This window comes from Pseudoxanthomonas suwonensis 11-1 (assembly GCF_000185965.1).
In the GTDB taxonomy this organism is placed as follows: domain Bacteria; phylum Pseudomonadota; class Gammaproteobacteria; order Xanthomonadales; family Xanthomonadaceae; genus Pseudoxanthomonas; species Pseudoxanthomonas suwonensis_A.
Genome location: NC_014924.1, coordinates 873,748 through 891,281 on the forward strand (window position 1 = coordinate 873,748; position 17,534 = coordinate 891,281).

Consider the following 17,534-nt stretch of genomic DNA (forward strand, 5'->3'; position numbering starts at 1 on the left):
GCGGGCCGCTCCCTCCGGAGCGGCCCGTCTTCGTTCGTGGCTCAGTCCTTGCGCTGGAACCGTTCCGGCTGCGGCAGTTCCACCGGCACGCCGTTGGCATCGCAGGTGCCGGCCGCGCACAGGCGCTCGCGCAGCTTCGGGGTGGCCTGCACGATCACGTGGAAGATCGTGTTCTGCTCCAGCGTGCCGCGCACCGCCTCGCTACCCGGGCCGCGCGCCCAGATGCCCACGTCCTCGCCACCATGCGTCTCGGACTTCAGCGGCACCAGTGCCTCCTGCATGTAGTCCGGACGGGTGGTGTCGACCCGGGTCAGGTCGGGACGGCCCAGTGCCGGCTCGGCGCTGGAGGGGGAGTGCGGATAGGTCTTGGGGCCGGCCGGCTGGCGGTTGCTGGCGCCGGTGTGGCCGGGGCCGTTGGCGTAGCTGAGCGTGGTGTAGGGCAGGCCGGAGTTGTCGCGGGCGTACTCGCCCGGCGAGCCGTCCTCGCGCGCCGAGCCGCGGACCTTGTCCAGGATCGGGTTGCCGCGGGTCGGGTAGCCGGTGAAGTTCAGCACGTGCGAGTGGTCGGCGGTGACCAGGATCAGGGTGTCCTCGGCCGAGGTCATCTCCGCGGCCACGCGTACCGCCTCGGACATGGCCACGGTCTCGTCCAGGGCGCGGAAGGCGTTGCCGTTGTGGTTGGCGTGGTCGATGCGCGCGCCCTCGACCATCAGCACGAACCCGTTGGGGTCGCGCGACAGGCGGCGGATCGCCTCGGCGGTCAGCTCCGCCAGGGTGGGCTCGGCGGCGCGGTCCTTCTCGTGCTCGAACTGCAGGTGGTCGTGCTCGAACAGGCCCAGCACAGCCGGCGCCTCCGCGGCGGCCTGCAGCTGCTCGCGGTTCCAGACGTAGACGCCACCGGGGTGGGCGCCCTTCCACTCGGCGACCAGGTCGCGGCCGTCGAGGCGCAGGCCGGTCCTGTCGGGGTATTCGGGGTCGCGGACCCCGGCCGGCAGGAACTGCCCGCGGCCGCCGCCCAGCATCACCTTCGGCCCGGGGCCGTAGGGAGTGGCGACCATCTGCCGGGCGATGTCCAGGCAACCCTGGGCGTGGGCCTCGGCCGGCATGTCGGCGTCGCTTTCCCAGTTGCGGTCGGGCGAGTGCGCCCAGGTCGCGGCCGGGGTGGCATGGGTCAGGCGTGCGGTGCTGACGATGCCGGTGGCCATGCCGGCGGCATCGGCCAGCTGCAGCCAGGTCAGGCGCTGCTTGCCGAGGCTGTCGGCGCAGTCGTCGCGCCTGCCGGCGGAAACGCCGATCGCACCCATGTGGGTCTTCACGCCGGTGGTGATGGCGGTCATGGTGCCGGCCGAATCCGGCGTCTGCGCATCCACGTTGTAGGTCTTGCTGAAGGCGGTGCGCGGGAAGCGCTCCCAGCTCAGCAGGTTCTCTTCGCCCGGGCCGCCCTTGCGCTGGCCTTCGAGGATGCGTGCGGCGGCCACGGTGGTCAGGCTCATGCCGTCGCCGAGGAACAGGATGACGTTCTTTGCCCTGCCGGCCATGGCGCCGTTGGCGGCCGCGCTGGCGGCGCCGCTGCGGTACCACCACTGCGGGGTCTCGCCGGCCGGATGGGTGATCGTGGGGACTTCGACGCGCAGCGCAGCTGCGGAGGTGTCGGCAACGGAGGGCGAGGTGCTGGCGCAGGCGGCGGGAAGCAGGGCGCTGAGCAGGGCCAGTGGAAGGGCGCGGCTGGTACGGGGCATTGCAGGTCCGGAAGGGCGCAGGCCGCCGCGGCCTGGCCTGCGCACGGGCGCGGGCACGGCCACGGCCACGGTGCATGCGTGGTGGGATGGACGTGCATTATCGGCCAGCGTCTCTGTCATGCCTATGACACGCCGGCGTTCCAGTGGCGTCGTCGCCAGCGCCGGGGCATCGGGGTATCGTTCCGCCTTTGCTGCAATCCGGATCGACGATGAACCTGGTCAAGGCCTGGCTGGCCATTCCCTTCTGGCAGCGCGTGCTGGGTGGCTTCGTGCTGGGCGCCCTGGCCGGATGGCTGTTGGGACCGGCGGCGCAGACCTGGTTCGGCCCGCTGGGTACGATCTACGTCAACCTGATCCGGATGATCGCGGTGCCGCTGGTGCTGTTCGCGGTGGTCAACGCGGTGGCCTCGCTGCACGGGCAGAAGTCGGTGGCCGCCCTTGGCGGGCGCACCTTCCTGTGGTTCGCCGCCACCGCCGCGCTGGCCGTGGTCGTGGGCCTGGTGGTCGGCCTGGTGTTGAAGCCGGGCATGGGCCTGAGCGGGCTGGAGATGGCCTCCGACTACACCCCGCGCGAGGTCCCGACCCCGGTGCAGGTGCTGCTGGACGTGGTCCCGACCAATCCGTTCAAGGCCCTGGCCGAGGGCAAGATCCTGCAGGTGATCTTCTTCGCCGGCCTGCTCGGCTTCGCCCTGGTCAAGCTCGGCGAGAAGACCGCGCGGCTGCGCGCGCTGGTCGGCGAGGCCAGCGACGCCATGGTCCAGGTCACGCGCTTCGTGCTGGAGATGACCCCGCTGGGCACCTTCGGCCTGATCGCCGGCCTGGTCGGCAGCTACGGTTTCGAGAAGCTGCTGCCGCTGGGCAGCTTCGTGTTCGCCCTGTACCTGGCCTGCGCCCTGCACATCGTCCTTTCCTATGGCGGCCTGCTGCTGGCCCATGGCCTGAACCCGCTGAAGTTCTTCCGCGGCGCGGCCGCGGGCATGCAGGTGGCCTTCGTCAGCTCCTCCAGCTTCGCCTCGATGCCGGTGGCCATCCGCTGCGCCACCCATAACCTGGGCGTGGACAAGGATTACGCGGCGTTCGCGGTGCCGCTGGGCGCCAGCATCAAGATGGACGGCTGCGGCGCGATCTATCCGGCCCTGACCAGCGTGTTCGTGGCCCAGTACTTCGGCCTGGACCTGAGCATCAACCAGTACTTCGTGATCCTGCTGGCCTCGGTGCTGGGCAGCTTCGGCACCGCCGGCGTGCCGGGCACGGCGATCGTCATGGTGACCCTGGTGCTGAGCGCCGCCGGCCTGCCGCTGGAGGGCATCGCCCTGCTGGTGGCGATCGACCGGGTCCTGGACATGATGCGCACGATGACCAACGTCACCGGTCAGATGCTGGTGCCGGTGCTGGTGGCCAAGGAGACCGGACTGCTGGACCGCGCGGTGTACGAGCGGGCATCCAGCAACGTCGGGATCGATTCGGCGGAAGTGCGCGACTAGGCGCTCGCGCCGACGTCGCGTCCCAGGATTCCGGTCGCGGGCAAGCGCGGGGTACATCCTGGCAAGTCACACGGTCCCTGCACCGGAACGATACTGATTGGTTGAGGATCGCGCCCAGGCTGGCGCGTCCCCGCTTGTGTCTCCCAGGTCCATCGTCGCGGCGGACGCTGGGGCCAGTGGCATGGCACCGCCGCCTGGTGCTCCGGCGCCGCAGGTCCAGTCGGCCAGTTTCGTGTTTCCCGGACCCACAACGCAGAAGGCCGCCCTGGGGGCGGCCTTCTGGTAGCAAGAGGGGCTGGATCAGATCTCGACCCGGCGCGCCTGCAGGAAACGGCTGCCCCAGTAGCCGGAGGCCAGGGTGTCCACGCGGACGTCCTTGCCACGGCTGGGCGCATGCAGGAACTGGCCGCTGCCGACGTAGATGCCGACGTGGTTGACCCGGCCGCGCTGGCCGAAGAACACCAGGTCGCCCGGGCTCAGCTCATCGCGGCTGGCGATCAGCTTGCCGTCGGACTTGGCGGCCATGTCGCGCGAGGCACGCGGCAGCTCGATGCCCAGGGCGCTGCGGAACACGTAGCTGACCAGGCCGCTGCAGTCGAAGCCGTCCGGACCCGAGCCACCCCAGCGGTACGGGGTACCCAGCAGGCCCATCGCCGACTTCACCACCTGCTCGAGCTTGCCGGCCGGCTGCGGCTGGCTGTCGTTGAGCAGGCGGTTCATGTCGCCGGCGAAGTTGGCCGAGCGGTCCAGCAGCATGCCGTCGTTGCGCGAGAGGTGCGGCAGCAGGGCGGCGAGGGTGGCGCTGGCGGCGGCGTCGGCCTTGCCGCGCAGGCCGGCGGACTGGGCCGCGGCGACCTGGGGAGCCTTGGCCGCGGCCGGGATCGCTTCGGCCGGGACGGGGATGGCCAGCTCGGTGGCCGGGACCAACGGTTCCGGCTCGACCGGCGCCGGGGCTGCAAACAGCGGGGCGGCCGGAAGGGCGAGGCAGATCAGGTATACGAACCGGGACGCCCGGCGGATGCGGGCGGCGTTGGCGGCTTGCGGGCGCTGGGCCCAGGCTTCTGTCGTCACGCGGCGGTCACGGAAATTCAGGACCGGGGCATCATGCCGGCTTCACGCCGCCTTGATGTTTACAAAAAGTTAAAGATTCGTGAATCGTTCCGATAGGCTTCACGTTTCAATGAAGTACCCGGCGCGCCCCGGAGTAGTGATCGCGCCAGTAATAGCCGTCCAGATGGTCCAGCCGCACGGTCCCGCCGGTGGTCGGGGCATGCACGAAACGGCCTTCGCCCACGTAGATCCCGACATGGTTCACCTGGCGGCCGCTGCCGAAGAACACCAGGTCGCCGGCGGCAAGCTTCTCCGGTGCCACCTTCGGTCCCTGGACCTCGGCCAGCTCGCGCGAACTGCGGGGCAGGCGCAGGTCGAGCATGTCCCGGTACACGTAATTGACCAGGCCGCTGCAGTCGAAGCCGGCCTCCGGGGTGTTGCCGCCGTAGCGGTAGGGGGTGCCGACCAGGCTCAGGGCGCGCAGGGTCACGGCGTTGGCCGCGGCGGGGTTGGCCGGCTTCACCTGCGGCCAGTGCCGGGCCTGGGCCGGGGCCTTGGTCCCCGAGGGACGGGTCGCCTTGCCGCCGCCGCAGCCGGCGGCCAGCAGCACCGCGGCCAGGGCGCTCCAGGCCACGGCTGGCAAGGATGGGAAGGGGACGGGATAATGCGGCGCTTTCCTCACGGCGGCCATCATGGCCGCGGTGCCCGCGGCCGGCAAGCCGCCCATCCCCCGCTGCCGCCGGCAGCCACACCGAGTTGCGCATGAAGATCGAAAAAGACCGCGTCGTCCGTTTCCACTACACCGTCTCCGAAGTCGGCCAGGAGCCGCTTGAGAGCTCGAAGGAGCGTGAGCCGATCGCGATCCTCATCGGCCACGGCAACATCATCCCCGGCCTGGAGCAGGCGATGATGGACAAGGAAGCCGGCGCCAGCTTCAGCGTCGACGTGCCGGCCGCCGAGGCCTACGGCGAGCGTCGCGACGGCCTGAGCCAGCGCATTCCCAAGAAGCATTTCGGCAACACCAAGCTGGCCCCGGGCATGCAGGTCGTCCTGCAGACCAACTTCGGCCCGCGCGCCGTGACCGTCCAGAAGGTCGGCATGAGCGTGGTCGACGTGGACCTCAACCACCCGATGGCGGGCAAGGACCTGCACTTCGACGTGGAGATCGTCGAGGTGCGCGAGGCCAGCGCCGAGGAAGTCGAGCACGGCCACGTGCACGGCGACGGTGGCCATCACCACTGAGCGTCAGGTACAGGCTTCAAATGGAACGGCCCGCGCAAGCGGGCCGTTCTGCTTTGGAGGTGCAGCGCGGAGCGCCCGGGGTCAGGCCAGGGCCAGGTCCCCGGCGACCATCGCCGCGTCACCCTCGGCCACCGGCTCGCCGGCGGCCTGGCGCACCGGCGCGAAGCTGCGGCGGTGGTGCACGCAGGGGCCGTGGCTGGCCAGCGCCGCCAGGTGCGCCGGGGTGGCGTAGCCCTTGTGCTCGGCGAAGCCGTAGACCGGGAATTCCTCGTGCAGCTGGCACATCAGCCGGTCGCGGCTGACCTTTGCCAGGATCGAGGCGGCCATGATCGCCGGCTCCAGGGCGTCGCCGCCGATGATCGCCTCGGCCATGCACGGCAACGAGCGCGGCAGCATGTTGCCGTCGATCCGCGCCAGCTGGGCGTGTTCGCCCAGCGCGAGGACGCAGCGGCGCATGCCTTCCAGGGTCGCCTGGAGGATGTTCAGGCGGTCGATCTCGTCGACCGGGACCAGTTCCACGTGCCAGGCCAGCGCGCGCTCGACGATGCGCGGGTACAGATCCTCGCGCTGGGCGTGGCTGAGCTTCTTGGAGTCGTCCAGGCCGCGGATGCGGCGGCGCGGGTCCAGCACCACCGCCGCCACCGCCACCGGTCCGGCCAGCGGGCCGCGCCCGGCCTCGTCCACGCCGGCCACGCGCAGCTGCTTGCGGTCGATCGGGAACAGCCCGCCGTCGGCGCCTTCGGGCATGAAGCTGCGGGCGATCCGGAGCGCGCGCCGGCTCATGCCGTGGCTTCCCCGGTCGCGCCATCGCGCGGCCCCAGCAGCTCGGCGATCGCCGCCGCCGCCGAGGCCGAGGCGTCGCGGCGCAGCTCCAGGTGCAGGCGCTCGTATTCCGGCTGCAGGGCTTGCACCGCGGCGGGATTGTCGAGCCAGTGCAGCACCGCCGCGGACAGGGCCTCGGGCGTGCAGTCGTCCTGCATCAGCTCCGGGGCCAGGTCCTTGCCGGCGAGGATGTTGGGCAGGGCGTAGCGGTCGACCTTGAGCAGGCCCAGCGCCTTGACGAGGCGGTAGGTCAGCGGCGCGACCCGGTAACCGACCACCATCGGCCGCTTGGACAGCATGGTTTCCAGGGTGGCGGTGCCGGAAGCCAGCAGGACCACGTCGGCTGCGGCCAGCACGTCGCGGGCCTGGCCGTCATATAGATGTGTCTGCGCCGAGCGGATGGGCGAGCGCTTCAGCTGCTCCTGCAGCAGCCCGCGCGCGGCGTCGCCGGCGGCGGGAATGGCCACGTGCAGGGCCGGGATCGCCTCGCTGGCCTGCCAGGCGGCATGCAGGAAGATCCCGCCCAGGCGGTTGATCTCGCCCAGGCGGCTGCCGGGCAGGACCGCCAGCACCGGTGCATCGGCCGGCAGGCCCAGGCGGGCGCGGGCCGCGGCACGGTCCGGATGCAGCGGCATGGCATCGGCCATGGGGTGGCCGACGAAGCGCGCGTCCACGCCGTGGCGAGCGTAGATCGGCGGCTCCATCGGGAACAGGCACAGCACCCGGTCGGCGCTGGCGCCGATCTTCTCCGCGCGCTTCTCGCGCCAGGCCCAGACCGAGGGACTGACGTAGTGCACGGTGGGGATGCCGCGCTCGCGGAACCAGCGTTCCACGGCCAGGTTGAAGTCCGGGGCATCGATGCCGATCACCACGTCCGGGCGCCAGGCCAGGGCGCGCTCGCGCAGCTCGCGGCGCAACCTCAGCAGGCGCGGGAGGTGGCGCAGCACCTCGGCCAGGCCCATCACCGCCAGCTCGCTGGCGTCGTGCCAGGTCTCGACCCCGGCATTGCGCATGGCATCGCCGCCGACGCCGGCGAACAACGCATCCGGGTAGCGCTGGCGCAGGGCCTCGACCAGGCCGGCGCCGAGGCCGTCGCCGGAGGCCTCGCCGGCGACCAGCAGGATCCGTGGCGGGTTGCCGCCGCGCAGGCCGGGGGCGTGGACGGAAGCGCCGTGCATCAGCGCAGCAGCGGGCGCTCGCCGCCGTCGATGAAGTCCAGCAGCTGGCGCACGTCGTCGCTGGATTCGGCCTGCACGCCCAGCTGCTCGCGCGCCTCGGCCAGCGGCAGGCCGGCCACGTACAGCGTGCGGTAGGCGCGCTTGATCGCGGCGATGCGCTCGGCATCGAAGCCGCGGCGCTTGAGGCCTTCGCTGTTGATGCCGCGCGGGCGGCCCAGCGAGTTGCCGCCGACCATGGTGAACGGCGGCACGTCGCCGTTGACCAGCGCGCCCATGCCGAGGAAGGCGTGGTCGCCGATCCGGCAGAACTGGTGGGCGCCGGCGAAGCCGCTGATGATCACCCAGTCGCCCACGGTGACGTGGCCGGCCAGGGTGGTGTTGTTGGAGAACACGCAGTTGTTGCCGACGATGCAGTCGTGGGCGACGTGGCTGTAGGCCAGCAGCCAGTTGTCGTCGCCCATGCGGGTGATGCCGCCGCCGTTGCCGGTGCCGCGGTTGACGGTGACGAACTCGCGGAACACGTTGCGGTCGCCGATCACCAGCTCGGTGCGCTCGCCGGCGAACTTCTTGTCCTGCGGCTCGCCGCCGATGGCGCAGTGGCCGATGAAGCGGTTGCCGCTGCCGATCCGGGTCGGGCCGGTGAAGCTGCAGTGCGGGCCGATCTGGCAGCCGTCGCCGATCTCGACCTCCGGGCCGACCACGGTGAAGGCGCCGACGCTCACGCCCTCGCCCAGGCGGGCGGCGGGATCGATGACCGCGGTGGGGTGGATCTGGGCCTTGTCGTTCATTGCCTGGTTCACTCGCGGGTGCCGGCGCACAGCACTTCGGCGCAGGCCACGACTTCGCCGTCGACCTTGGCCTCGCCGTAGTACACGGCCATGTTGCGGATCACCCGCTTGACCGAGACGTGCAGCTCCAGCACGTCGCCGGGGACGACCTGCTTGCTGAAGCGCGCGTTCTCGACCTTGACCATGTAGAACAGCTTGGACTGCGCGTCGCGGCCCATGGTCAGCTGGGTCAGGACGCCGCCGGCCTGGGCCAGCGCCTCGATGATCAGCACGCCGGGCATGATCGGCTGGCCGGGGAAATGGCCCATGAAGAACGGCTCGTTGATCGAGACGTTCTTGCGGCAGACGATGCGCTTGCCCTCGATGTCCAGCTCGTCGACGCGGTCGACCAGCAGGAACGGATAGCGGTGCGGGATCAGCGTCCGGATGGTGGTGACGTCGATGGGCAACTGCACGGTTTCGTTCATTCGGGGCTTCCCTGGGTGGAGGCGTTGACGCGGCGCGCCAGTGCATCCAGTTGCTTGAACCGGGCGGCGTTCTTCCGCCAGGTACGGTTGTCGGTGAGCGGCGTGCCGGAGGAGTACTCGCCCGGCTCGCGGATGGAATGGGTGACCAGCGACATGGACGTGACCAGCACCTTGTCGGTCACCTCCAGGTGGCCGAGGATGCCGGCGCCGCCGCCGACCAGGCAGTAGCGGCCGATCTTCGCACTGCCGGCGGCCGCCGAGCAGCCGGCCATCGCGGTATGCGCGCCGATGCGCACGTTGTGGCCGATCTGGACCAGGTTGTCGATGCGCACGTCCTCCTCGAGGACGGTGTCGTCCAGTGCGCCGCGGTCGATGCAGCTGTTGGCGCCGATCTCGCAGTCGTCGCCGACCACCACGCCGCCCAGCTGCGGCACGTTGACCCACTGGCCGGCGTCCATGGCCAGGCCGAAGCCGGCCGCGCCGAGCACCGCGCCGGGCAGGATGCGCACGCGCTTGCCCAGGCGGACGCGGGTGTAGAGGGTGACGCGGGCCTGCAGCTCGCAGCCTTCGCCCAGCTCGCAGTCGTCGCCGATCACGCAGCCGGGGCCGATCACGCAGCCGGTCGCGACCTTCGAGCGCGCGCCGATGGAGACGAACGGGCCGACGTGCGCATCCGGCGAGACTTCGGCGGTCGGGTCGATCGCGGCGCTGGGATGGATGCCCGGCGCGCGCGCCGGCAGCTTCTCGAACAGGGCCGAGATGCGGGCGAAGGCCACGTACGGATCGCGCGCGACCAGCGCGGTGCCCTGCACGGAGGCGGCATCGTCGGCGCGCACCACCACCACCGAAGCGCCGGTATCGGCCAGCTGGCTGCGGTAGCGCGGATTGGCGAGGAAGGCCAGCTGGCCGGGGCCGGCGCTGGCCAGGGTGGCGACGCCGCGCACGACGGTGGCGCCATCGCCCTGCAGCTGCAGCGAGAAGCGCTCGGCCAGGGCGGCGGCGGTGAATTCGGGATGGTCCATGGCGCGCATTCTAGCGTCCCCGGCAACGGGTCCGGCCGCGTCCCGGCTCAGCGCCGGGACAGCAGCACCAGCAGGGCCCCGGTGCCGCCCTGGGCCGGCGGCGCGGAATGGAAGGCCAGCACCTCGCCGCGCTGGCGCAGCAGGCGGTCGACCAGGTTCTTGAGCACGGGCACGCCGTCGGCGCCGCCCTTGCCGTGGACGATGCGCACGCAGCCGAAGCCGGCATCCCGCGACTCGCCGAGGAAGCGAGCCACCAGCAGTTCGGCTTCCAGCGCGTTGGCGCCGTGCAGGTCCAGCTCGTCCTGGGCCGAGAACTGGCCACGGCGGAGCCGCTGCCAGTCGCGCGCATTGACCCGCTCGCGGCGGAACGCGCTGGCATCGCCGCGCAACAGCACCGCATCGGGCGACTCGGCGAGCAGTCCGGCCATGCCGCCGGGACCCGACGGCTCGGCCTCGCGGCGCACCGCGGGGCGCGGCCGCGGCTTGGCCGGCGGCGGGGTGGCATCGATCCGCAGCGGATCGACCTTGCCGACCGCGGCGCGGAACAGGGCGGAGTCGTCGTCTTCCTCGTGCATCGGCGCAGGGTACCGCAGCCGCATCCGCGACCGCCGTCCGGCGAAGGCGGGTGCGCTTCCGGTATCATCGGTGCGTTTTCGAGGAAGCCCATGCGCGTACTGGTTAGCAACGACGACGGCGTCGATGCCCCCGGCATCCACGCCCTGGCCCAGGGGCTGCGCGATGCCGGACACGAGGTCTACGTGGTGGCGCCCGACCGTGACCGGTCCGGCGCGAGCAATTCGCTCACCCTGGACCTGCCGATCCGGGTCAAGCGGCTGGACCACTACACCTGCTCCGTCGCCGGCACGCCGACCGACTGCGTGCACCTGGCCCTGACCGGCATGTTCGAGTTCGAGCCGGACATCGTGGTCTCCGGGATCAACAACACCGCCAACCTGGGCGACGACGTCATCTATTCCGGCACCGTCTCGGCGGCCATGGAAGGGCGTTTCCTGGGCCTGCCGGCGGTGGCGGTGTCGCTGGACACCCGCAACCACGAGGCCAGGCACTACGCGACCGCCGCGCGTGCCGCGGTGGAGATCGTGGCGCGGCTGAAGTCCGACCCGCTGCCGGCGGACACCATCCTCAACGTGAACGTCCCGGACCTGGCCTGGGAGGCCCTGCGCGGCTTCGAGGTCACCCGCCTGGGCAACCGCCACCGCGCCGAGGCCTGCGTGGCCCAGGCGGACCCGCGCGGCCGCACGGTGTACTGGATCGGTCCGGCCGGCCCGGAGCAGGACGCCGGCCCGGGCACCGACTTCCACGCCGTGCGCAGCGGACACATTTCCATTACCCCGATCCATGTCGACCTGACCCGCTACCAGGCGCTGGAGAAGGTCGCCGGCTGGGTCGGCGGGCTCACCGAATCGCTGGCCAGCAGCGACCCGGAGGCAGCGGCGTGACCCCGCGCCTGCGCCTGCAGCCGGAGGTGGTCGGCGTCGGCATGACCTCGCAGCGCGTGCGCGACCGCCTGGTCCAGCGCCTGCGCGAGGGTGGCGCCAACGGCGGCATCGTCGACGAGAACGTGCTCAACGCCGTGCGCCTGGTGCCGCGCCACCTGTTCGTGGACGAGGCCCTGGCCAGCCGTGCCTACGAGGACACCGCGCTGCCGATCGGCCATGGCCAGACCATCTCCCAGCCCTGGGTGGTGGCGCGCATGACCGAGGCGGTGCTGGCGGTGCAGCCGAAGAAGGTGCTGGAGATCGGCACCGGCTCCGGCTACCAGGCGGCGATCCTCGCCGCGCTGGGGCTGGAGGTGTACACCGTCGAGCGCATCGGCGAGCTGCTGCGGCAGGCGCGCAAGCGCTTCCGCACGCTGGGCATGAACATCCGCAGCAAGCACGACGACGGCCGCATCGGCTGGCCCGAGCATGGCCCGTACGACGCCATCGTGGTCACCGCCGCCGCCCCGGCCCTGGTCGAGGCGCTGCTGGACCAGCTGGCCGTCGGCGGCATGCTGGTCGCCCCGGTCGGCGGCGCCTCCGCGCAGTCGCTGCTGCAGCTGGTCAGGCAGCCCGACGGCTCCATCCAAGAACAGACGCTGGCGCCGGTGGTGTTCGTGCCCCTGCTGGCAGGAACCCTGGACTGACACATGCAGGTATTCGGCCCCCTCTACGACCGTGCCCTGCGCTGGGCTTCCCACCCGCGCGCCCCGACCTACCTGACCGTGCTGAGCTTCATCGAGGCCATCATCTTCCCGGTAATGCCGGAGGTGATGCTGGCGCCGATGTGCGTGGCCCAGCCCAAACGCGGCTGGTGGTTCGCCACCCTCAGCCTGGCCGGTTCGATGGTTGGCGCCATGGTGGGCTACGCCCTGGGCCACTTCGCCTTCGAGGCGATCAAGCCGCTGCTGGCGATGATGGGCATGCTGCCGGGCATCGAGGCGGGCATCGCCACGGTCCAGGCCAAGATGGCCGAGTCGCCCTGGGCGGTGTTCTGGTTCCTGGTGCTGGGCGGCTTCATGCCGATCCCGATGAAGGTCTTCACCTGGGCCTCGGGTATCGTCGGCGTACCGCTGCTGCCGTACTTCCTGAGCATGCTCGTCGGCCGTGGCAAGCGCGTGTACCTGCTGGCCGCGGCGATCCGCTTCGGCGGCGCGCGCGCCGCGGAGGCGCTGCGGCGTTGGATCGAGCCGCTGGGGTGGGTCGCGACCGCGCTGGTCGCCGCCGTGGTGGCCTGGCTTGTCTGGAGGGCAAAGTTCGCATGATTCCCGAGGGTCGTTCCCCGTCCTGGCGCCTGCTGGCGGCGCTGGCGCTGATGGCCATGCTTGCCGCGTGCGGCAAGAGCACCGTGGTGCGCAGTCCCGCGGCCGGCAGCGGCACCTCCGGCACCTCGGCCGCGCCGTCGCAGGGGCAGCCCGGTGCGAGCGTGGTCGTCCAGCGCGGCGACACGCTCTACTCGATCGCCCGGCGCAACAACGTCACCGTGGCCGACATGGCGCGCTGGAACCGCCTGTCGGCGCCGTACACGATCTATCCGGGCCAACGGCTGGCGCTGGGCGCCAGTTCCGGCAGCACGGCCTCGTCCGGGACCAGCAAGCCGCCGGCCAAGGGGACCACCACGATCGCCACCGGCAAGCCGGCGACCCCGGCGTCCTCGACCGGAACCACGGCCGGCACCACCACCACGGCTCCGGCCCCGCGTCCGGCCGCCGCCCCGGTGGCCAGCGGCATCCGTTGGCAGTGGCCGGCCCAGGGCGTAACCCTCAGCACCTACGTCGAGGGCAACGCCACCCGCCAAGGCATCGACATCGGCGGCAGCAGCGGCCAGGCGGTCAATGCCGCCGCCGACGGCGTGGTGGTGTATTCCGGCGCCGGCCTGGTGGGCTATGGCGAGCTGATCATCGTCAAGCACAACGAGCAGTGGCTGTCGGCCTACGGCCACAACCGCAAGCGCCTGGTCAGCGAAGGCCAGGCGGTGAAGGCCGGTCAGCAGATCGCCGAGATGGGCCGCACCGGCACCGACCGCGAGAAGCTGCACTTCGAGATCCGCTACAACGGCAAGCCGGTCGATCCGCTGCTGTACCTGCCGAAGAAGTAACCGGCAACGCCGACGCGTCGGGAGCGGATCCCCGGCCCGGCGCCTGCATGCGCCGGGCGTCCGGTCCGCGCGCGATCCGGTGGATCGCAAGCGCGCGTCCCGGACCCGCTACAACGGCAAGCCGGTCGATCCGCTGCTGTACCTGCCGAAGAAGTAACCGGCAACGCCGACGCGTCGGGAGCGGATCCCCGGCCCGGCGCCTGCATGCGCCGGGCGTCCGGTCCGCGCGCGATCCGGTGGATCGCAAGCGCGCGTCCCGGACCCGCTACAACGGCAAGTCGGTCGATCCGCTGCTGTACCTGCCCAAGAAGTAAGCGGGCGCTGGTATTCGGGGCGAATCCCCGCCCGGGCGCGACCGGGTGGGTCGCAGGCGGCGCGGCTTCGCCCACTGCAACGGCAAGCCGGTCGACCCGCTGCTCTACCTCCCGGAGAACAAATGCTTCAGCCACTCTCCCTTCGAGTGGGGAGGCATGTTTGCGCACCGATGGCGCGCATTCCTTCGAACGCCCGTCCCCATGGGCGCGGGCCGGGGCGCGGAGCAGGGATAGGGGATAGGGTTGGAGCCGGACTACCAAACGGCTCGCTGGATGCAGTTTGCCCGCAAGGCCTCGCGAAAGGGCAAAGACGCAGGGTCGCGGCCCGTGCCGGGAGGATGTGCGTGGGTCTTGCGACGTGGCCAGGCCGCGAACCATCCGCGGCAGCCGCCGGGCCTGGGGCCCGGCCTCAACCCAGCAGCAGCGCCACCACCACGCGGCGGCCTTCGCCGGCGAGGACGTTGTAGGTGCGGGCAGCAGCGGCGTTGTCCATGGCCTCGATGCCGACCCCGCGGGTCAGGCAGGCGGCCAGCGCGGCGGCGGGCGGGAACACCTGGCGCTCGCCGGTGCCAAGCACGACCAGCTCCGGCTGCAGGTCCAGCAGCGGGGCCAGGTGGGCCGGCTCCAGGGCCGCGGCCGAGGCCGGGGCGTCCCAGTCCTCCAGCAGGCGGTCGGGGGCGATGGCGAAACTGCGGGTCAGCAGCTGGTCGTTGACCCGGGCGCTGCGGGCATCGGCGCCGCGCAGGACGAAGCCGTAGTCCGGACGTTCGTGGCTGAGCTGCATGGGCTGCTCCTGGCGCCGCTTACGCGCGCGGCAGCACGATCTGCGGCGATTCCTTCGAGGGGCGGTACAGGGTGGCGGTATGGCCGATCCGCTGCACCAGGGCCGCGCCGGTCTGGCTGGCCAGCGCGTCGATCATGGCGTCCCGGGCCTCGCGGTCCTCGGCGCCGACCTTCACCTTGACCAGCTCGTGTCGCTCCAGGACCTGGTCCAGTTCGGCCACCAGGGCCGGGGTGATGCCCTTGCCGCCGACCTGCATCAGGGCCTTGAGGCCATGGGCCTGGCCACGGAGGAAGCGGTTCTGGGCGGAGGTCAGGACAACTGGCATCGGGTACGGGACGGGCTGCGGGGCGGATCAGGGTATCATGGCGGCCCATCACGCCGCGGGCGCCGCGCCCGGCCCCCTACGCATGTCACGCAGCTCCCGCAGCAAAAGCAGCCATCGCTGGCTCCGCGAGCACTTCTCCGATCCCTACGTGAAGAAGGCCCAGGCCGAGGGCCTGCGTTCCCGTGCCGCCTACAAGCTCGAGGAACTGCTGGAGCGCGACCGCCTGCTCAAGCCGGGCATGGCCGTGGTCGACCTCGGCGCCGCCCCGGGCGGCTGGTCGCAGTACGTGCGCCAGGCCCTGGGCGACAGTGGCCGGGTCATCGCCCTGGACATCCTGGAGATGCCGCCCCTGGCCGGGGTCGAGTTTCTTCATGGGGATTTCAGGGAGGATGACGTCTTATCCCAGCTGGAATCACTTCTTGACGGGCAGCCGGTCGACCTTGTCCTTTCCGACATGGCCCCCAATATGAGTGGCGTGGACGCGGTCGACCAGCCGCGCGCCATGTACCTGGCCGAGCTGGCCATGGAATTCGCCGACAACCACCTGCGCCCCGGCGGCGCCTTCCTGATCAAGCTGTTCCAGGGGGTGGGTTTCGATGAATACGTGCGCCAGCTGCGACGCCGCTACGAGAAGGTCGCCATCCGCAAGCCGGCGGCCTCGCGCAAGCGTTCGCCGGAAGTCTATGCCCTGGGCCAGGGCAAGCTGGCACGGATGAAGTAAGCTGGCCTGGACGCCAGGACCGAAACGAACATGCAGGAAAAAACGGGATACCGGAGCCGATGAGGATGAACGACTTGACCAAGAATCTGCTGCTTTGGGTGGTCGTCGCCGTCGTGCTGATGGTGGTGTTCCAGAGCTTCTCGCCGCGGGGCGCGGGCGCCCCGGCGGCCAGCCAGAACGCCAGCTACACCCGCTTCCTGCAGGACGTGGACGCCGGCCGCATCCGCTCGGTGGTGTTCACCGACGAGAGCACCTTCACCGCCAACGCGATCCGCTACAGCCGCGCCGACGGCACCGAGGGCCAGGTGGTCGGCCCGATGGACGGCAAGCTGATCGACCAGCTGGTCAGCAAGAACGTGGACATCGTCCGCGAGAAGCCGTCGACCGGTCCCGGCTTCTGGGGCATCGTGCTGAACTTCCTGCCGGTGCTGCTGCTGATCGGCTTCTGGATCTTCATGATGCGGCAGATGCAGGGCGGCGGAGGCGGGGCCAAGGGCGCCATGTCCTTCGGCAAGTCCCGGGCCAAACTGCAGGGCGAGGACCAGGTCAAGGTCACCTTCGCCGACGTCGCCGGCTGCGACGAGGCCAAGGAGGAGGTCGGCGAGCTGGTCGAGTTCCTGCGCGATCCCTCCAAGTTCCAGAAGCTGGGCGGCAAGATCCCGCGCGGCGTGCTGATGGTCGGCCCGCCGGGCACCGGCAAGACCCTGCTGGCGCGTGCCATCGCCGGCGAGGCGCGGGTGCCGTTCTTCTCGATCTCCGGTTCGGACTTCGTCGAGATGTTCGTCGGCGTCGGCGCCAGCCGCGTGCGCGACATGTTCGAGCAGGCCAAGAAGCACGCGCCCTGCATCATCTTCATCGACGAGATCGACGCGGTCGGCCGCCATCGCGGCGCCGGCCTGGGCGGCGGCCACGACGAGCGCGAGCAGACCCTCAACCAGCTGCTGGTGGAGATGGACGGCTTCGAGGGTGGCGAGGGCGTGATCGTGATCGCCGCGACCAACCGTCCGGACGTGCTGGACCCGGCGCTGCTGCGCCCGGGTCGCTTCGACCGCCAGGTGGTGGTCGGCCTGCCGGACGTGAAGGGCCGCGAGCAGATCCTGAAGGTGCACATGCGCAAGCTGCCGCTGGCCGACGACGTCGAGCCGATGGTGATCGCGCGCGGTACCCCGGGCTTCTCCGGCGCCGACCTGGCCAACCTGTGCAACGAGGCGGCCCTGTTCGCCGCGCGCGGCAACGAGAAGGAGGTCCGCATGGACCACTTCGACCGCGCCCGCGACAAGATCCTGATGGGTGCCGAGCGCCGCTCGATGGCCATGAGCGAGGAAGAGAAGCGCCTGACCGCCTACCACGAGGCCGGCCACGCCATCGTCGGCCGCCTGGTGCCCGAGCACGACCCGGTCTACAAGGTGACCATCATCCCGCGCGGCCGCGCCCTGGGCGTGACCATGTACCTGCCCGAGGGTGACCGCTACTCGATGAACCGGGTGGCGATCGAGTCGCAGCTGTGCTCGCTGTATGGCGGGCGCGTGGCCGAGGAGCTGATCTTCGGCGAGGACAAGGTCACCACCGGCGCCTCCAACGACATCGAGCGGGCGACCAAGATGGCCCGCAACATGGTCACCAAGTGGGGCCTGAGCGACGAGATGGGCCCGATCGCCTACGGCGAGGAGGAGGACGAGGTGTTCCTCGGCCGCTCGGTGACCCAGCACAAGAACGTGTCCGACGCCACCGCGCGCAAGATCGACGAGGTCGTGCGCTCGATCCTGGACAAGGCCTATTCGCGTACCCGCGAGCTGCTGACCGCCAACATCGACAAGCTGCACCGGATGTCCGAGCTGCTGCTGCAGTACGAGACCATCGACGCGCCGCAGATCGACGCGATCATGGAAGGCCGCGATCCGCCGCCGCCGGCAGGCTGGGGCAAGTCCGGCAAGGGTGGCGGCGACAAGAACGACCCGCGTCCGCTGCCTCCGGTCGGCGGCCCGGCGACCCAGACCTGAG

At 71.0% G+C, this 17,534-nt stretch carries 19 protein-coding genes; 8 read left to right on the top strand and 11 right to left on the bottom strand.

Annotated features, from left to right (window positions below):
* Positions 1-41 precede the first annotated feature (41 nt).
* Positions 42-1,739, bottom strand: coding sequence for an alkaline phosphatase (locus tag PSESU_RS03875; RefSeq protein ID WP_013534464.1), 1,698 nt, complete (start codon positions 1,737-1,739; stop codon positions 42-44).
* A 209-nt stretch (positions 1,740-1,948) separates the two neighbouring features.
* Here PSESU_RS03875 and PSESU_RS03880 point away from each other — a divergent pair, with 209 nt between their 5' ends.
* Entirely contained in the window at positions 1,949-3,223 is a 1,275-nt protein-coding gene (locus PSESU_RS03880; protein WP_013534465.1) for a dicarboxylate/amino acid:cation symporter, read from the top strand.
* A 300-nt stretch (positions 3,224-3,523) separates the two neighbouring features.
* Here PSESU_RS03880 and PSESU_RS03885 read toward each other — a convergent pair whose 3' ends face one another.
* Positions 3,524-4,294, bottom strand: a complete 771-nt coding sequence (locus tag PSESU_RS03885; protein ID WP_013534466.1) for a C40 family peptidase — start codon at positions 4,292-4,294, stop codon at positions 3,524-3,526.
* 106 nt (positions 4,295-4,400) lie between these two features.
* Positions 4,401-4,907 (bottom strand): C40 family peptidase, encoded by a 507-nt coding sequence (locus PSESU_RS03890; RefSeq protein WP_428992104.1) that lies wholly within the window; start codon positions 4,905-4,907, stop codon positions 4,401-4,403.
* A gap of 128 nt (positions 4,908-5,035) precedes the next feature.
* On the opposite strand from PSESU_RS03890, the gene PSESU_RS03895 reads away from it, so the two are divergent.
* Positions 5,036-5,515 carry an FKBP-type peptidyl-prolyl cis-trans isomerase gene (locus PSESU_RS03895; RefSeq protein WP_013534468.1) on the top strand — a complete coding sequence of 160 codons (480 nt, stop codon included), beginning with the start codon at positions 5,036-5,038 and terminating at the stop codon, positions 5,513-5,515.
* 81 nt (positions 5,516-5,596) lie between these two features.
* Here PSESU_RS03895 and PSESU_RS03900 read toward each other — a convergent pair whose 3' ends face one another.
* Genes PSESU_RS03900 through PSESU_RS03925 form a run of 6 tightly spaced genes read right to left on the bottom strand, consistent with a single transcriptional unit; the run spans position 5,597 to position 10,391 of the window.
* Positions 5,597-6,298, bottom strand: coding sequence for a ribonuclease HII (locus PSESU_RS03900; protein ID WP_013534469.1), 702 nt, complete (start codon positions 6,296-6,298; stop codon positions 5,597-5,599).
* Positions 6,295-7,515, bottom strand: coding sequence for a lipid-A-disaccharide synthase (gene lpxB / locus PSESU_RS03905; protein ID WP_013534470.1), 1,221 nt, complete (start codon positions 7,513-7,515; stop codon positions 6,295-6,297). The genes PSESU_RS03900 and lpxB overlap by 4 nt, the downstream gene beginning before the upstream one ends.
* Complete coding sequence (gene lpxA / locus PSESU_RS03910; protein WP_013534471.1) at positions 7,515-8,303, bottom strand: acyl-ACP--UDP-N-acetylglucosamine O-acyltransferase; 789 nt, start codon at positions 8,301-8,303, stop codon at positions 7,515-7,517. The genes lpxB and lpxA overlap by 1 nt, the downstream gene beginning before the upstream one ends.
* Positions 8,304-8,311: 8 nt before the next feature.
* On the bottom strand, positions 8,312-8,770 hold the full coding sequence (gene fabZ, locus PSESU_RS03915) for a 3-hydroxyacyl-ACP dehydratase FabZ (RefSeq protein ID WP_013534472.1): 459 nt from the start codon (positions 8,768-8,770) through the stop codon (positions 8,312-8,314).
* Positions 8,767-9,792, bottom strand: coding sequence for a UDP-3-O-(3-hydroxymyristoyl)glucosamine N-acyltransferase (gene lpxD, locus PSESU_RS03920; RefSeq protein WP_203415177.1), 1,026 nt, complete (start codon positions 9,790-9,792; stop codon positions 8,767-8,769). The genes fabZ and lpxD overlap by 4 nt, the downstream gene beginning before the upstream one ends.
* 47 nt (positions 9,793-9,839) lie before the next feature.
* Complete coding sequence (locus PSESU_RS03925) at positions 9,840-10,391, bottom strand: Smr/MutS family protein (protein ID WP_013534474.1); 552 nt, start codon at positions 10,389-10,391, stop codon at positions 9,840-9,842.
* Between the two features lie 66 nt (positions 10,392-10,457).
* Here PSESU_RS03925 and surE point away from each other — a divergent pair, with 66 nt between their 5' ends.
* The 4 genes from surE to PSESU_RS03945 are packed head-to-tail and all read left to right on the top strand — an operon-like array spanning position 10,458 to position 13,389.
* Complete coding sequence (gene surE, locus PSESU_RS03930; protein WP_013534475.1) at positions 10,458-11,252, top strand: 5'/3'-nucleotidase SurE; 795 nt, start codon at positions 10,458-10,460, stop codon at positions 11,250-11,252.
* The gene (locus PSESU_RS03935) at positions 11,249-11,938 is read left to right on the top strand and encodes a protein-L-isoaspartate(D-aspartate) O-methyltransferase (protein ID WP_013534476.1); all 690 of its coding nucleotides are present in this window, start codon (positions 11,249-11,251) and stop codon (positions 11,936-11,938) included. The genes surE and PSESU_RS03935 overlap by 4 nt, the downstream gene beginning before the upstream one ends.
* 3 nt (positions 11,939-11,941) lie before the next feature.
* On the top strand, positions 11,942-12,556 hold the full coding sequence (locus tag PSESU_RS03940; protein WP_013534477.1) for a YqaA family protein: 615 nt from the start codon (positions 11,942-11,944) through the stop codon (positions 12,554-12,556).
* A 50-nt stretch (positions 12,557-12,606) separates the two neighbouring features.
* Positions 12,607-13,389 (top strand): peptidoglycan DD-metalloendopeptidase family protein, encoded by a 783-nt coding sequence (locus PSESU_RS03945; RefSeq protein WP_428992110.1) that lies wholly within the window; start codon positions 12,607-12,609, stop codon positions 13,387-13,389.
* A 723-nt stretch (positions 13,390-14,112) separates the two neighbouring features.
* On the opposite strand, the gene PSESU_RS03950 is transcribed toward PSESU_RS03945, so the two are convergent.
* Together PSESU_RS03950 and yhbY are read right to left on the bottom strand one after the other, a co-directional pair.
* Positions 14,113-14,487 (bottom strand): Mth938-like domain-containing protein, encoded by a 375-nt coding sequence (locus PSESU_RS03950; protein WP_013534480.1) that lies wholly within the window; start codon positions 14,485-14,487, stop codon positions 14,113-14,115.
* 19 nt (positions 14,488-14,506) lie between these two features.
* Positions 14,507-14,812 (bottom strand): ribosome assembly RNA-binding protein YhbY, encoded by a 306-nt coding sequence (yhbY, locus tag PSESU_RS03955; protein ID WP_013534481.1) that lies wholly within the window; start codon positions 14,810-14,812, stop codon positions 14,507-14,509.
* Positions 14,813-14,894: 82 nt separating this feature from the next.
* Here yhbY and rlmE point away from each other — a divergent pair, with 82 nt between their 5' ends.
* Together rlmE and ftsH are read left to right on the top strand one after the other, a co-directional pair.
* Entirely contained in the window at positions 14,895-15,533 is a 639-nt protein-coding gene (rlmE, locus tag PSESU_RS03960) for a 23S rRNA (uridine(2552)-2'-O)-methyltransferase RlmE (RefSeq protein WP_041763827.1), read from the top strand.
* 65 nt (positions 15,534-15,598) lie between these two features.
* Complete coding sequence (ftsH, locus tag PSESU_RS03965) at positions 15,599-17,533, top strand: ATP-dependent zinc metalloprotease FtsH (protein ID WP_013534483.1); 1,935 nt, start codon at positions 15,599-15,601, stop codon at positions 17,531-17,533.
* The last annotated feature ends 1 nt before the right edge of the window (position 17,534 follow it).